The 14,520-nt window shown below is 73.2% G+C and carries 11 protein-coding genes and 1 pseudogene; 9 read left to right on the forward strand and 3 right to left on the reverse strand.

Translation table 11 applies throughout. From position 1 onward, the window contains the following. The first annotated feature begins 17 nt into the window (after positions 1-17). The 3 genes from KBY32_RS08715 to KBY32_RS08725 all read left to right on the forward strand — a co-directional run bounded on the left by KBY32_RS08715 (position 18) and on the right by KBY32_RS08725 (position 2,856). Positions 18-314 (forward strand): hypothetical protein, encoded by a 297-nt coding sequence (locus KBY32_RS08715; protein WP_055622285.1) that lies wholly within the window; start codon positions 18-20, stop codon positions 312-314. Between the two features lie 148 nt (positions 315-462). Then, complete coding sequence (locus tag KBY32_RS08720; RefSeq protein WP_055622286.1) at positions 463-1,317, forward strand: hypothetical protein; 855 nt, start codon at positions 463-465, stop codon at positions 1,315-1,317. A gap of 171 nt (positions 1,318-1,488) precedes the next feature. After that, positions 1,489-2,856, forward strand: coding sequence for a tannase/feruloyl esterase family alpha/beta hydrolase (locus KBY32_RS08725; RefSeq protein WP_210979497.1), 1,368 nt, complete (start codon positions 1,489-1,491; stop codon positions 2,854-2,856). A 43-nt stretch (positions 2,857-2,899) separates the two neighbouring features. Here KBY32_RS08725 and KBY32_RS08730 read toward each other — a convergent pair whose 3' ends face one another. Further along, the gene (locus KBY32_RS08730; protein ID WP_053751218.1) at positions 2,900-3,082 is read right to left on the reverse strand and encodes a hypothetical protein; all 183 of its coding nucleotides are present in this window, start codon (positions 3,080-3,082) and stop codon (positions 2,900-2,902) included. A 180-nt stretch (positions 3,083-3,262) separates the two neighbouring features. Here KBY32_RS08730 and KBY32_RS08735 point away from each other — a divergent pair, with 180 nt between their 5' ends. Further along, the gene (locus KBY32_RS08735) at positions 3,263-6,214 is read left to right on the forward strand and encodes a DEAD/DEAH box helicase (protein WP_210979498.1); all 2,952 of its coding nucleotides are present in this window, start codon (positions 3,263-3,265) and stop codon (positions 6,212-6,214) included. Beyond that, a pseudogene (locus KBY32_RS08740) lies at positions 6,211-7,535 on the forward strand (SWF or SNF family helicase). Before KBY32_RS08735 ends, KBY32_RS08740 begins: the two are co-directional and overlap by 4 nt. Here the strand turns inward: KBY32_RS08740 and KBY32_RS08745 are convergent. Together KBY32_RS08745 and xylA are read right to left on the reverse strand one after the other, a co-directional pair. Next, positions 7,536-7,979, reverse strand: coding sequence for a hypothetical protein (locus tag KBY32_RS08745; RefSeq protein ID WP_210979499.1), 444 nt, complete (start codon positions 7,977-7,979; stop codon positions 7,536-7,538). It lies immediately after the preceding pseudogene. A gap of 210 nt (positions 7,980-8,189) precedes the next feature. Beyond that, positions 8,190-9,356: a xylose isomerase gene (gene xylA / locus KBY32_RS08750; protein ID WP_055622291.1), complete on the reverse strand. Its 1,167-nt coding sequence runs from the start codon at positions 9,354-9,356 to the stop codon at positions 8,190-8,192. 203 nt (positions 9,357-9,559) lie between these two features. On the opposite strand from xylA, the gene xylB reads away from it, so the two are divergent. The 4 genes from xylB to KBY32_RS08770 all read left to right on the forward strand — a co-directional run bounded on the left by xylB (position 9,560) and on the right by KBY32_RS08770 (position 14,488). Next, a complete protein-coding gene (gene xylB, locus KBY32_RS08755; protein WP_210979500.1) occupies positions 9,560-11,005 on the forward strand; it encodes a xylulokinase in 1,446 nt (481 codons plus the stop codon). A 13-nt stretch (positions 11,006-11,018) separates the two neighbouring features. Next, complete coding sequence (locus KBY32_RS08760) at positions 11,019-12,227, forward strand: ROK family transcriptional regulator (protein WP_210979501.1); 1,209 nt, start codon at positions 11,019-11,021, stop codon at positions 12,225-12,227. A 265-nt stretch (positions 12,228-12,492) separates the two neighbouring features. Next, complete coding sequence (locus KBY32_RS08765; protein ID WP_210979502.1) at positions 12,493-13,092, forward strand: N-acetylmuramoyl-L-alanine amidase; 600 nt, start codon at positions 12,493-12,495, stop codon at positions 13,090-13,092. An 82-nt stretch (positions 13,093-13,174) separates the two neighbouring features. Then, complete coding sequence (locus KBY32_RS08770) at positions 13,175-14,488, forward strand: GAF domain-containing protein (RefSeq protein WP_210979503.1); 1,314 nt, start codon at positions 13,175-13,177, stop codon at positions 14,486-14,488. The last annotated feature ends 32 nt before the right edge of the window (positions 14,489-14,520 follow it).

Genomic DNA, 14,520 nt, shown 5'->3' on the forward strand with positions numbered 1-14,520 from the left:
AGGGGGAAGGTGTCCATATGTGGAACAGGTTGCGCGAGTCGTCGGCCAGAGTCTTCCGCTCCATGCGTCTGGAGCCGGACAGCCGCAAGGACTCGGGCACGCACAATCTGTTCGAGGCCGCCGCCGTGTATGTCTCGGCCCGCGCGACGGACGACGAGGAGCGAATAGAGGAGGCCAGCGGCTGGGTGTCTCCGGAGGCCCTTTCCTTCGGGGTGAGCGAGCTGGCCTGCCGGGCCGTCCTCACCCTCGCCCGTGAGCGCGAGGAGTCTCCGCAGGCCGTCGCTCGGGCGCTCCTGGGGCTTCCGGCGGCGTGACATAGGGCTCGTCATAGGTGGCGTTCGCGGTGGATTTCGCCCTGTGCGGCCGGAAACCTGCAGGCCCGGGTGTGTCTGGGAGTCGTGACAAGGGGCTTGCGGGCGCACTAGGGTGCGCGCCGATGGACCAACCGATGGGGAGGCTGGGATGGCCGGGACGGACGAGGAGGCCGTCGCCGCCGCGGACGATGCGCTCTATGTGCTCACGGCGGTGCTGCTGACGCCGGCGAAGTTCCCGAGCGTGCTGGGCGACGACTATCCGGAGGCCTGCGCGGCGCTCGGGCTCGCCCCGCTCGCCGACGGCTACGGCCTGGTGCTCGGCCAGGACGGCGAAGGCGCCCGGTGGACGGTCGTCATCGACGACGTCTCCCTGGTGGCGGTGGCCATCGCGTCCTGGGACTGCGGGATGGAGTACGACCTGTCGCCGGACGAGCGCACGGTCGTGGCCGCGCTTCCCGGGTGGCCCCTCGCCGTCGCCGTGGCCGCTCCCAACGTGCCCGCGCCGCACGATCCGGACCCCGAGATCGCGGACGGCCCGCCGCTGACCCCGCCGGACACGAGTGTGTGGGGACCGGCGCAGCGGCGCCTCGGCGCCGACGAGATCGCCCTCCAGTGGGCGATGTGGCGCGAGCAGATCGGCGACGACGACTTCGCGGCGCCCGGCACCGCCGCCGCCTCCTCCGAGGACGCGGAAGACGGCGAGGACGAGAAGGGCAAGGCCGCCGCTCAGGGAGGGCACAGCGGTATCCGGCGGGTGCTCGCCGAGGCACGCGCGTACGTGGACTCCCCGCCGCCGCTCGGCCGCGTCCGCTCGTCCTTCGCCTCCGGTGACGCCCGCACCCTGCGGGCGGACGGCCCCGGCTGGTCCATGGTCGCCCGGACCGACGACATCGCGTTCGTGCTGCTGGACGACGAGCCGGGCGAGGTCCTGCCGGTCGGCCGCGGTCCGGAGCTGCCCGGGCTGCTGGAAGCGCTCGACAAGATGGCGGTCCGCCCGAGCTGAGCCGTCCGGTCCGCCGTCCAAGGAGACGCCCCCTGTCGTGGGGACCCATTCGGCAGCCGCCTTCCATGTGGTTCCAGCCCATGGATGAGGCGGAGCCGGGACCGCACCATGGGGCAGCCCTCGAGGCTTGCCCGCTTCATGTGCCGTCCCTCTTCCGCCAGGAGTGCTGCCATGCGCCTGTCCAGAGCCGTCCCGTTCCTCGCCGCCGCCCTGCTGGCCGCGGCCCTCGGCGGGCCCGGTCCCGCATCGGCCGCGACGGGGACCGGGCAGCACTGCGCCCGCCAGGACCGTCTACGGGTACCGGGAGCCGCCTTCCAGCAGACCGCGTGCCTCGCGGATCTGACGACGACGGGCCTCGCCGGCACCCCGTACACCGACATGGCCGACCAGGCCGGGCTGACGGCACGCGACACCCGGAAGCCGTCGGGTGTCCCCGGCGTCCAGATCGACGGCTACTTCCCGGACTCCTCCCGCTTCAACTCGACGCACGGCTGGAGCCATGACGCGCAGTTCGTGATCCGGCTGCCCGACCGGTGGAACGGCGGCCTCGTGGTGACCGGGGCGCCGGGCACCCGCAAGCAGTACGCGTCGGACACGGCGATCTCCGACCAGGTGCTGGCGCGGGGGTACGCCTACGCGGCGACCGACAAGGGCAACAGCGGCGCCGACTTCTACCGCGACGGCCGACGTCCCGGTGACGCGATCGCCGAGTGGAACACACGGACCACCCAGCTCACCCGGGCCGCGCGCAAGGCCGTGGCCCAGCGCTACGGGCACGCTCCCCGCCGGACGTACATGACCGGCATCTCCAACGGCGGCTACCTCACCCGCTGGCAGCTGGAGAACCACCCCGAGCTCTACGACGGCGGCGTGGACTGGGAGGGGGCGCTGTGGACGGCGAACGGCCCCAGCCTCCTCACCTCCCTGCCGACCGCCGTGGCCCGGATGCTGGGCTCCGCGCGCGACGAGGACCTGTACGCGGCCGACTTCGCCCGCGGCTCCGAGTTCCTGTGGCCGTATCACGAGCGGGCGTACTGGGGCATCACGCAGAAGATCTACCGCGCCGAGTTCGACCCCGCGTACGACCCGGCCTGCCCCGGAGCCTCGGCCGGCACCACGACGGACCAGATCCTGGCGCCCTGCGCCTCCGACGCCTCCTACGACTACGCTTCCCGGCCCGCCTCCGTGCATCGCGCCGTGGCCCGCGTCGCGCTGACGGGACGCATCGGCCGCCCCCTGATCACCCTGCACGGCGATCTGGACACCCTGCTGCCGCAGGCCGCCGACTCCGACGTGTACGCGCGCATGGTGGACGGAAGCGGACGCGGCCGGCTGCACAGCTATGTCACCGTTACCGGCGGCACGCATGTCGACGGTCTGTACGACACCTATCCGGACCGGCTCCGGCCGATCCTTCCCTGCTACCGGTCCGCCTTCGACAGGCTGGTCTCCTGGGTGGAGCGAGGGGTGCGCCCGCCCGCGGACCACACGGTGGACAGGCCGGTGGACGGCGACGTCGTCAACTCCTGCGCGCTGTAGGCGCCTGGCCCGCCACCCGCGAGGGGCCCCGCAAAGGGGCCGGTCAGCGACCGAGCTCCTTGCGGGTGGCGCGCCGCAGCCTGCGCCGCTGTGACGGATCGAGCGTGAGGTAGGCGGCGGCCGGGACCCCGAGCACTATCAGGAGTGCCGCCCACCAGGGCAGCCAGATCAGCAGGATGAGACCGACCGCCACACCTCCTGCGGCGATCTTGGCGTTCTTCGACATGTGCGTCGCCTCCTTTGCGGCCACTGCCGCTCTCTGACCTGAAAACGGGCCCGCGTCTCCGGCAGTTCCGCACCGCACCCCTGAGACGACCCTGAGGTCCGGCCCCTAGTGGTCGCGGGTCACCTTGATCCGCAACCACCGCCGAGGCCGCCTCATGGACGGGGTGACCTGGGTCACATCATGACCGTACCCGCCGGGCGGACGAATGGTGTAGCCTCGGCGACTCGTCTTCGAGTAGTCAAATTTGAGGAGTGCTGCTCAGTCGTGCCGAGGCTTCCCGAGGCAAAGGCAACTTCGTCCGACGTCCCCGACCTGCCCTCCTGCAACGTCCTGTTCCTCCCGGGCGAGCCCGCCCGCGCCGGTCGCGTCGCCTTCTGGCGGTCCAACGGCGGCGCCGTACCCTTTCTCTCCCACGGGAGCGTCGAGGAGCTGTCCGTCGTCGTGCCGGGTGAGGACGGCGTGGAGTTGGTGACCGTACCGGCGCTGCTGCTCCCCGTCCGCGCCGCGCTGCCGGTGCTCACCCGCGCGCGTACGTCGCCCCAGGCCGCCCGTGCGGGCGTTTTCTGGGGCACGGCGGCCGTCCTCGCCCTGCATGTCGTGGCACGTGGCCTGCTGCTGCCCGGCCTCTCGGCCGAGGACCACGACGCCTGGCGGGCCGGGCCGCTGCACCCCGAGGACATCGAGCGCATCCGGCTGCTCGCCGCCGCGATGCCACCCGAGGCACACGCGCTGCCGGTGCCCGGCGAGGAGCCGCTGCGGCTGCCGGACCCCGAGCGGCTGGTCCGTGCCTTCCTGGACGCGGTCGCCGACACCCTGCCCCGCTCCCCCGCCGCACCGATCGTCACCGGCGGGCCGGCCTACGCGGCGACGCCTCCCCAGCACCTGCCGGGGCTGCGTGCCTGGGCCGCCGACGTCGCGGCCGGCCATGACGCGGGCGTACGGCTGTCCCTGCGCGTGGAGTTCGCCGGTGGCGCCGAGTTCGACGCGACGTTCCAGAGTGACGACGCGCCGTCGTTCCGGGCCGTGCTCCAGGTCCACAGCGTGAGCGATCCGACGCTGGTCGCGGACGCGGTGGAGGTGTGGAGCGGTTCCGACGGGTTCGAGCCGCGCGCGCGTATGGACACCCTGCTGGCGCTGCGACGCGCCGCGCGGGCCTGGCCTCCCCTGTCGCCGTTGCTCTCCGCGGCCGTCCCGGACGCCGTCGACCTCGCCGACGACGAGGTGACGGACCTGCTCCGGGAAGGCGCTCACCGGTTGTCCGGGATCGGCGTCGAGGTGCACTGGCCCAAGGGCCTCACCCGTGAGCTGACCACGCGCGCGGTGATCGGCCCGCAGGACGACGCGACCGGTCCGGGCGGGCTCTCCTCCGGAGCACCCGCGTTCCTGTCCGCCGACGCCCTGCTCTCCTTCGACTGGTCGTTCGCCCTGGGCGACCAGCGGCTCACGAGCGAGGAACTGGACCGCCTCGCCGAGGCGAGCCGCCCGGTGGTGCGCCTGCGCGACCAGTGGGTCCTCGTCGACCCTCACGAGGTACGGCGCGCCCATGCGCGCGACAGACGCGACCTGAGGTCCATCGACGCGCTCGGGGCGGCCCTGACCGGGTCGATCGAGGTCGACGGCCGCCCGGTGGAGGTTCGTTCCACGGGCTGGCTGACGGCGCTGCGGGAACGGCTCGCGGATCCCGAGGGGCAGGAGCAGATCGACCAGCCGCCCGCCCTCGCCGCCACATTGCGGGACTACCAGCGGCGGGGCCTGAGCTGGCTCGCGCGCATGACGTCCCTGGGACTGGGCTGCTGCCTGGCGGACGACATGGGTCTGGGCAAGACGATCACGTTGATCGCGCTGCACCTGCACCGGCAGGGCGACTCCTCGTCGGCCGGGCCGACGCTCGTCGTGTGCCCGGCGTCCCTGATGGGCAACTGGCAGCGCGAGATCGAGAGGTTCGCGCCCGGCACGCGCGTGCGTCGCTTCCACGGCGCCCGGCGTGACCTCGCATCCGTGGCGCAGGGCGAGTTCGTGCTCACCACGTACGGGACGATGCGTCAGGACGCGCACCGGCTCGCGACGGTCCCCTGGGGCATGGTCGTCGCGGACGAGGCCCAGCATGTGAAGAACCCGTACTCGGCGACCGCGCGGGCGTTGCGTTCCATCGACGCACGCGCGCGTGTGGCGCTCACGGGCACCCCCGTCGAGAACAACCTCTCGGAGCTGTGGGCGATCCTGGACTGGACGACACCCGGTCTGCTGGGCCGGCTCGGCACGTTCCGCAGACGGTACGCCGACGCGATCGAGGGCGGTCGGGACCCGGCCGCCGGGGAGCGTCTCGGCCGCCTTGTACGCCCGTTCCTGCTGCGCCGACGCAAGTCCGATCCGGGGATCGCGCCGGAGCTGCCGCCGAAGACGGAGACGGATCGCACGGTGTCGCTCACCGCGGAGCAGGCGGGCCTGTACGAGGCCGTGGTCCGGGAGGCCCTCGCGGCGATCGCCGGCGCCGACGACATGGCGCGGCGCGGTGCGATCGTGAAGCTGCTGACGGGACTGAAGCAGATCTGCAACCACCCCGCGCAGTACCTCAAGGAGGACGCGCCGAGGATCGCCGGGCGATCCGGAAAGCTGGAGCTGCTTGACGAGTTGCTGGACACCATCCTCGCCGAAGAGGCGAGCGTGCTGGTCTTCACCCAGTACGTCGGGATGGGACGGCTGATCGAGCGGCACCTGGCGGCCCGGGGCATCGCCGCGCAGTTCCTGCACGGCGGAACGAGCCTGGTCGAGCGCGAGCGTATGGTGCGGCGTTTCCAGGACGGCACAGTGCCCGTCTTCCTGCTGTCGTTGAAGGCCGCCGGCACCGGGCTGAACCTCACGCGGGCCGAGCACGTCGTGCACTACGACCGCTGGTGGAACCCGGCCGTGGAGGCGCAGGCCACCGACCGCGCGTACCGGATCGGCCAGAACCGGCCCGTGCAGGTGCACCGGCTGATCACGGAGGGCACCGTCGAGGACCGTATCGCCGACATGCTCGGCCGCAAGCAGGCACTGGCGGACGCCGTGCTGGGTGCCGGCGAGGCCGCCCTGACGGAGCTCACGGACGCGGAGCTGGCCGATCTGGTGGAACTGCGAGGGGGCGCACGATGACCGGACGCGAGGACGAGACGGCGGGGCAGAGCGCCGATGTGGAGCGCACGTTCGCCGCGTTCCCTCCCGCGCGTGGGAGGGGCTTCGCCGTCAGCTGGTGGGGTCAGGCCTGGCTGACGGCGTTGGAGGAGTCGGCTCTGGATCTCCAGCAGCTCAAGGCGGGACGCGGGCTCGCGCGCGGGGGCGCGGTCGGTGCCGTGTCGGTGCGGCCCGGGCGCATCACGGCATGGTGCGGGGCCGCGACCGTACGGCGCACCGGGCGGACGTACTGGTGGAGCCGCTGGCCGAGGCGCAGTGGGAGCGATTCCTGGACATGGCCGTGGAGCGGGCGGGTCATGTCGCGGCCTTGCTGGACCGGGAGATGCCACCGCATCTGGTGGAGGACGCCTCGGTCACGGGGATCGACCTGCTGCCCGGTCTGGGCGAGCTGGAGCCCGAGTGCGCCTGCGGTGCCTGGGACCACTGCGAGCACACGGCGGCCCTGTGCTACCAGGTGGCACGACTGCTCGACGAGGACCCCTTCGTCCTGTTCCTGATGCGCGGGCGGGGTGAACAGGCCCTCCTGGCCGATCTCCAGGTCCGCGGCGACACGGCGTCCGCCGACGCAGCGCAGAACTCCCCCGCGTCCCGCGCGCGGCCGGGCGTGGACGCCACGGAGGCGTACGCGACCGGCGACATCCTGCCGCCGTTGCCCGCCCTGCCCGAACTGCCCACGGAACCGGGGGTACCGCCCTCCCTGGACACCGAGGCTGCACCGGGCGTGCCGGTGGTGGACCCCGCCGCCCTGGAGGTCCTGGCCGCCGGCACTGCCGTGGAGGCGCACCGCATGCTGGCGGAGGCGCTGCGAACCACGCCGGGGCCGGTCTCGGAGTTGACGGTCGCTCAGGACGCGGCGCGTCTCGCCGCGGGCGCGTCGGACGAAGGTGTGATCGAGCGGCTGGCCGAGGGTTCGGGGCGTGGTCGCGCAGGGCTGGAGACGGCCGTACGCGCGTGGCGGCTCGGTGGTGAGGCGGCCCTGTCCGTGCTCGACGAGGAGTGGCAGGTGGAGGGCGAGGCGCTCGCACGCGCGCGTGCCGCTCTGGAGTCGGCCTGGGACGAGGACGAACGGCCACCGCTGAGGCGTGACGGAAACCGGTGGACGCTGGAGGAGGCCCCCGCGCAACTCCGCCTGGGACGGGACGGCCGCTGGTGGCCCTACCGCGAGGAGGCGGGGCGATGGGTGCCCGCCGGAGCGCCCGCGCGGGACCCGGCGACGGCACTGGCCGCCGCGGAACCCGACGGTCACCGGACCGACGGCACCCTGGTGCCCGAGAGCCCCTGACTACGGCAACGCGCCCTCCAGGGACGGAAGAAGCGATTCAAGACCGCTCGGGAAACCGCTCGGCAGATCCGTCGGGAAGCCGCTCGGCAGATCGGTCGGGAAGCCTGACGGGAGGGACGTGGGGAGTTCGCTGGGCAGCCGGGTCGGCAGCTCGCTGGGGATGCTGAGGGACGGCCGGGGCGAAGGGCTCGTGCTGGTCCCGGCCGGCGAGCCGTCGTCGTCCCCGCCGCGCGTGGCCAGTACGACGGCCGCCACCACGGCCGCGACGGCGACCACGGCGACGAGCAGGACCACCAGCGGATTGCGGGGACGCCTGGGACCGCCGCCACCGTACGGGGGCGGCCCTCCGCTGCCGTAGCCGTCGGCGGGCGGGCCGAAACCGCCCGGAGGCGTGTGGCCCGGGGGCGGTCCTGGCGGCTGAGGCGGTACGGGGGGCGTGGCCATACCGTCCAGGGTCGCAAGGCCAGGACCGATTCGCGACCCCGTCAAGGGAGTTGGGACGGGTCCCGGCCATGGACCTCATGATTGCGGAACAATCGCTCGGTTCACGGCCGCACCGAACGGCCGATCACGGCCCCGTCCGCACGGCCGAACAGCACCGCGTGTGCACCGCCCGTCCCTCGACAGGCGGTGCACACGCGCGCGTGCGCGGCGTCAGCCGCGGGCGCCCAGCAGGTGGTCCATCGCGAGCTGGTCGAGGTGCTCGAACGCCATCCCGCGCGCGGCGGCCGCGTCGACGTCGAACTCCTCGAACGCCGAACGGTCGGCGAGCAGGCCCTTGACACCGTCCGCCGCGGTCGGCTGGGCGAGCTCGTCCAGCCGGGCGGCGCGCAGGGCCTCCTGGACCTCCGGGTCGGCACGGAATGCGGCGGCGCGCTCCTTGAGGATCAGGTAGTTGCGCATGCAGCCCGCGGCCGACGCCCACACGCCGTCGAAGTCCTCGGTCCGCGGCGGCTTGAAGTCGAAGTGCCGGGGACCGGTGTAACCGGCGCTCTCCAGCAGGTCGACCAGCCAGAAGGCGGAGCGCAGGTCGCCGGCGCCGAAGCGCAGGTCCTGGTCGTACTTGATGCCGGACTGGCCGTTGAGGTCGATGTGGAACAGCTTGCCCGCCCACAGCGCCTGGGCGATGCCGTGCGGGAAGTTGAGTCCGGCCATCTGCTCGTGGCCGACCTCGGGGTTGACGCCGTACAGCTCGGGACGCTCGAGGCGCTCGATGAACGCCAGCGCGTGGCCGACGGTCGGGAGCAGGATGTCGCCGCGGGGCTCGTTCGGCTTGGGCTCGATCGCGAACTTGATGTCGTAGCCCTGGGAGGTGACGTACTCGCCGAGGAGGTCGAACGCCTCCTTCATGCGGTCGAGCGCGTTCCGCACGTCCTTGGCGGCACCGGACTCGGCGCCCTCACGGCCACCCCAGGCGACGTAGGTCTCGGCGCCGAGCTCCACGGCCAGGTCGATGTTGCGGATCGTCTTGCGGAGGGCGTAGCGGCGCACGTCGCGGTCGTTGGCCGTGAAGCCGCCGTCCTTGAAGACGGGGTGGGTGAAGAGGTTGGTCGTCGCCATGGGCACCTTCATGCCGGTGGCGTCGAGGGCCTCGCGGAAGCGCTTGATGTGCGCCTCGCGCTCGGTGTCGGAGGACCCGAAGGGGATCAGGTCGTCGTCGTGGAAGGTGACGCCGTGGGCGCCGAGCTCGGCCAGGCGCTGCACCGTCTCGACCGGGTCGAGGGCGCTGCGGGTGGCGTCGCCGAACGGGTCCCGTCCCTGCCAGCCGACGGTCCACAAACCGAAGGTGAACCTGTCCTCGGGGGTGGGCTGGTAGCTCATGACGCGGCTCCTTGCTTACTGACGACTGCTTGAACGACTCGCTACGACTATTTCGTCATGGCGGTTTACAAATTAGTATGCCAACGCGTCCCTGGGAAGGGACACGATGTCCCCGAAAGGGCCGGATCCGGGCCGCCACGCGCCGGACGGCCAAAAAACAGCAGGTCAGAGAGCCGCAGAGCCGCGGAAAAAGGGAGAACCCGATGTCAGCAGCCGAGGGTCCGCTCGTCGTCGGCGTGGACACGTCCACCCAGTCCACCAAGGCACTGGTCGTCGACGTGTCGACCGGGCGGGTCGTCGCGAGCGGCCAGGCGCCGCACACCGTCACGTCCGGCGCGGGCCGCGAGAGCGACCCCCGCCAGTGGTACGACGCCCTGTGCGAGGCGCTGCGCCAGTGCGGCGAGCCCGCGCGCGAGGCGGCCGCCGTGTCGATCGGCGGGCAGCAGCACGGTCTGGTCACGCTGGACGAACGTGGTGAGCCGGTGCGTCCGGCTCTGCTGTGGAACGACGTGCGCTCCGCGCCGCAGGCCCGCCGCCTGACGGAGGAGCTGGGCGGTGCGAAGGTCTGGGCGGACCGGACGGGCTCCGTTCCGACGGCCTCGTTCACGGTGACGAAATGGGCGTGGCTGGCCGAGAACGAGCCGGAGTCGGTGCGAGCCACGCGAGCGGTGCGCCTCCCCCACGACTACCTCACCGAGCGTCTGACGGGTCAGGGCACCACCGACCGGGGCGACGTCTCCGGCACGGGCTGGTGGGCGTCGGCGACGGAGACGTACGACGCCGGGATCCTGGAGCACGTCGGCCTGGACCCGGCGCTGCTGCCCGGTGTGGTGCGGCCCGGCGAGGTCGCGGGCACCGTGCGCGACAGCCACGACCTGCCGTTCTCCAAGGGCACCCTGGTGGCGCCCGGCACCGGCGACAACGCGGCGGCGGCGCTGGGCCTCGGCCTGCTCCCCGGCGCGCCGGTCCTCAGCCTCGGCACCTCGGGCACCGTGTACGCCGTGTCGCGGCGGCGCCCGGCGGACCCGACCGGCACCGTGGCGGGCTTCGCCGACGCGCACGGCGACTGGCTGCCGCTCGCCTGCACGCTGAACTGCACCCTCGCCGTCGACAAGCTCGCCTCCCTGCTGGGCCTCGACCGGGAGGCCGTGGAACCGGTGTCGAATCTGACCTTCCTGCCCTTCCTGGACGGCGAGCGGACGCCGAACCTGCCGCACGCGTCCGGTGTGCTGCACGGCCTGCGGCACGACACCACCCCGGGGCAGCTTCTGCAGGCGGCGTACGACGGTGCCGTCCACGCGCTGCTGGGCGCCCTGGACCTGGTGCTCGACGAGGACGCGGACCGTTCGGTTCCGCTGCTGCTGATCGGCGGGGGCGCCCGGGGCACGGCCTGGCAGCAGACCGTCCGCCGGCTGTCGGGACGCCCGGTCCAGGTCCCGGAGGCCAAGGAGCTGGTCGCGCTCGGCGCCGCCGCGCAGGCCGCCGGGCTGCTGACCGGCGAGGACCCGGCCGCGGTCGCCCGGCGCTGGAACACCGCGCGCGGGCCGGTGCTGGACGCCGTGGAGCGGGACGACGAGACGCTGGCGAGGATCAGCGGGGTACTCTCCGACGCGGCCCCGCTGCTGGAGCGGAGCCCTGAGGCGCACTGAGGAAGACGGAGGCATGACCGCACCGCTGCACGAGGTCAACCCGGCCGGGGCCGGGCGCACGCTGCCCGACACCCAGCAGGGCATGCGCCGCCGCAATCTGGCCCGGGTGATGCACACGGTCAGCGCCGAGGGACCACTCTCGCGCGCGGCCGTGGCCTCCCGTATCGGGCTCACCCGCGCGGCGGTGTCCACCCTGGTCGACGAGCTCGTCCGCTCGGGTCTGCTGGAGGAGCTGGGTCCCGAGCGGCCCGGCCGGGTCGGCCGTCCCGGGTCGGCCCTCGCGGTCAGCGCGCACGGTCCGGCCGGGATCGGCGCGGAGGTCGGCGTGGACCATCTCGCCGTCTGCGCCGTCGATCTGCGCGGCGAGGTGCGGGCACGCGTCGTACGGCATGCCGCGAACCGGGGCCGGGCCGCCGAGCCCGTGCTCGCCGAACTCCGCGAACTGGTGGACCAGGTCGTCGCGGAGGCGGGCCGCGAAGGGCTGTGGCCCGCCGGTCTGGCGGTGGCCGTACCGGGTCTCGTGGCTCGCGACGCCCGCACCGTCGTCCGCGCCCCGAACCTCGACTGGCGCGACGCCGACCTGGGCGACCTGCTCGCCACCGACGTGCCCCTCACGGTCGGCAACGAGGCCAACTTCGGCGCCCTCGCCGAGCTGTGGCTGGGCGACGACACCCCGCCGGACTTCCTGCATGTCTCGGCGGAGATCGGTATCGGCGCCGCGGTCGTCGTGGACGGATCGCTGCTGCACGGGACCCGTGGCTTCGCCGGCGAGCTGGGGCATGTCCCCGTCCAGCCCGAGGGACCGGCGTGCCCGTGCGGGGGTCGTGGCTGCCTCGAGCAGTACGCGGGTGAGGAGGCGGTGCTGCGCGCGGCCGGACTCGAACCGGGCGAGGACCGGGTGGGGCTGCTGGCCGAGCGGGCTGCCGCCGGCGACGAGGACGTACGGGGCGCGCTGCGCGAGGCGGGGACGGCGCTCGGCATCGCGCTGACGGGCGCGGTCAATCTGCTCGACCCCCGCACGGTGGTGCTCGGCGGTGCCCTGGCCGCGCTCGCACCGTGGCTTCTGCCGTCGCTGGAGTCCGAACTGGACCGGCGCAGCGCGGGTCCCGCCTGCCCGGTGTCCGTGTCACGGCTGGGCCCCGAGGGTCCGCTGCTGGGGGCTGCGCACGCGGTGGTGCGGGCGGTGCTGGACGACCCGGCTTCGGTGGCCGAGCGGGCCTGATCCGGGCCTGATTCGGGCCTGATTCGGGCCTGAATTCCGCCTGCGCGACGCCCGGTTCACTCACACGAGTGAGCGAGTTGTCCACAAGCCGCGGGCCGTCCACGGAAACCGGATCAGCCCTTCTGCCTGGTGGTTCGGGGCCGTACCTTGATTCACACGCCGCCCGCACGGGCCGGGTGAGGAACCCGGGCGGGCGTCGCCCCCTCCCCTCCCCTCCCCTGGGCTCCCGCCCAGAACCCACCCATTGAGAAAGGCGGTTCACGTCGTGGAGCGCGTACGTCCGCACCTCAACAGACGTCGGGTCCTGCAGGGGGCCGCACTCGCCGCCGTCCCCTACGTCCTGCTTCCCGAGCGGCCGGCCGGGGCGCATGTCCCCGGACCGGATCAGCCGTCCGCCGAGTGGCGGCCGGCGGGCAGAAGCGCCTACACGGCCGTGGCTCCCGGGACGGTCCGCCCCATAGACCGCGTGATCATCCACATGACCCAGACCGCCTACCGCAAGACCCTGTTCCTCTTCGAGGCCGGCCGGAAGAAAGTGTCCGCGCACTACGTCGTCCGGTCCTCCGACGGGCACATCTCGCAGTGCGTCCGCGAGTCCGACATCGCCTGGCACGCGGGGAACTGGGAGGAGAACGAGCGCAGCATCGGCATCGAGCACGAGGGCTGGGTGGACGAGCCGTCCTACTACACCGACGTCATGTACGAAGCCTCCGCCAAGCTCACGGCCGCGATATGCGCCCGGCGCGGGATACCCAAGGACCGCGCGCACATCATCGGGCACCACGAGGTGCCGGGCAGCGACCACACCGACCCCGGACCGCACTGGGACTGGGCGCGCTACATACGTCTGGTCAACGCCGCCTGAGGGGCCGTACAGCCGCGCCGCCGGGACATCGTTCGAGTGAGCGGCGTCGAAGTGGTTGTCGGCACGCCTACCCGGCGTGACGATGTCCCCAGCCGCATCGCCGTCCGGGGAGGCCGAAGTGTCCGATCCATGGGTGGCCCTGAAGCCGGGGACCGACCCTGCCGAACGTGTCCGAGTGCTGCGCCGCGCCCATGAGACCTTCACCGCGGTGGGCACCGTGCCGAGGCCGGTGCGTGCCGTGGTGGCGGACTCGTGGCGGCGTTCGGCGCGGGCGGGGGTCGGTCCGGACGGCACGGCGAGCGTGGAGCTGGCGGACGGCGACCTCGGCACCTACCGGGCGGAGCATCCGCTGGCGCGGGTGATGCCGTTGTTCCGGGAGCTGATGGGCACGTTCGCCGCCGACGGGGAGCATCTGCTCGCGGTGTGCGACGCGCACGGCAGGCTGTTGTGGGTCGAGGGGCATCCGGCGACCCGGCGCAAGGCGGACCGGATGAACTTCGTGCCGGGTGCGCGCTGGGCGGAGACGGCCGTGGGGACGAACGCGCCGGGGACTGCGGTCGCCGTGGACCGTCCCGTGCAGGTGTTCGCGGCGGAGCACTTCATCCGCCGGGTCCAGCCGTGGACCTGTGCGGCGGCACCGGTGCACGATCCGCGCACCGGGCGGGTCCTCGGGGCGGTGGACATCACGGGCGGGGACGGGCTCGCGCATCCGCACAGTCTGGGGTTCGTGCAGGCGGTCGCCCGGGCCGCGGAGTCCCATCTGGCGCTGCTCGGCCCCCAGGACGACCCGGTCGGCGCACCCGAACTGACGGCGCTGGGGCGGGACGAGGCGCAGTTGCTCGTCGCCGGCCGCAGGATCAAGCTGAGCCGGCGGCACAGCGAGATAGTGATGCTGCTGGCACGTCATCCGGAGGGTCTGACGGGGGACGAGCTGCTGTGCGCGCTGTACGAGGACGAGTCGGTGACGCCGGTGACCCTGCGCGCCGAACTGGCCCGACTGCGCAGAACGTTGGGCCCGTCGTTGCTGGGTTCGCGGCCCTACCGCCTGCTGGTGCCGGTGGAGTCGGACGTGGCGGTCGTGGAACGGCGGCTGGAGGCGGGCGCGGTCACGGCCGCGGCGACGGCGTACGCCGGGCCGCTGCTGCCGGGTTCGCAGGCGCCGGCGGTGGTGCGGCTCAGGCGCCGCCTGGCCGACGGTCTGCGGACGGCGCTGATCGCCCGTCGTGACCCGGACCTGCTGGCCGACTGGGCGCACGCATCGTGGGGCGAGGAGGACCTCGACGTGTGGCGGGCGCTGGCGACGGTCCGGCCGACACCGGCCGTACGGTCGCGGCTGGCCGCGCTGGAGCACGAGCTGACGGCCGGACCCGTGCGGGAGCGCCGTTCGCCGTGGTGAGCGGGGCCGTGGAGGGGCGGGGTGGAACGGGG

It is taken from the genome of Streptomyces sp. RK62 (assembly GCF_018070255.1).
Lineage (GTDB): Bacteria > Actinomycetota > Actinomycetes > Streptomycetales > Streptomycetaceae > Streptomyces > Streptomyces nigra.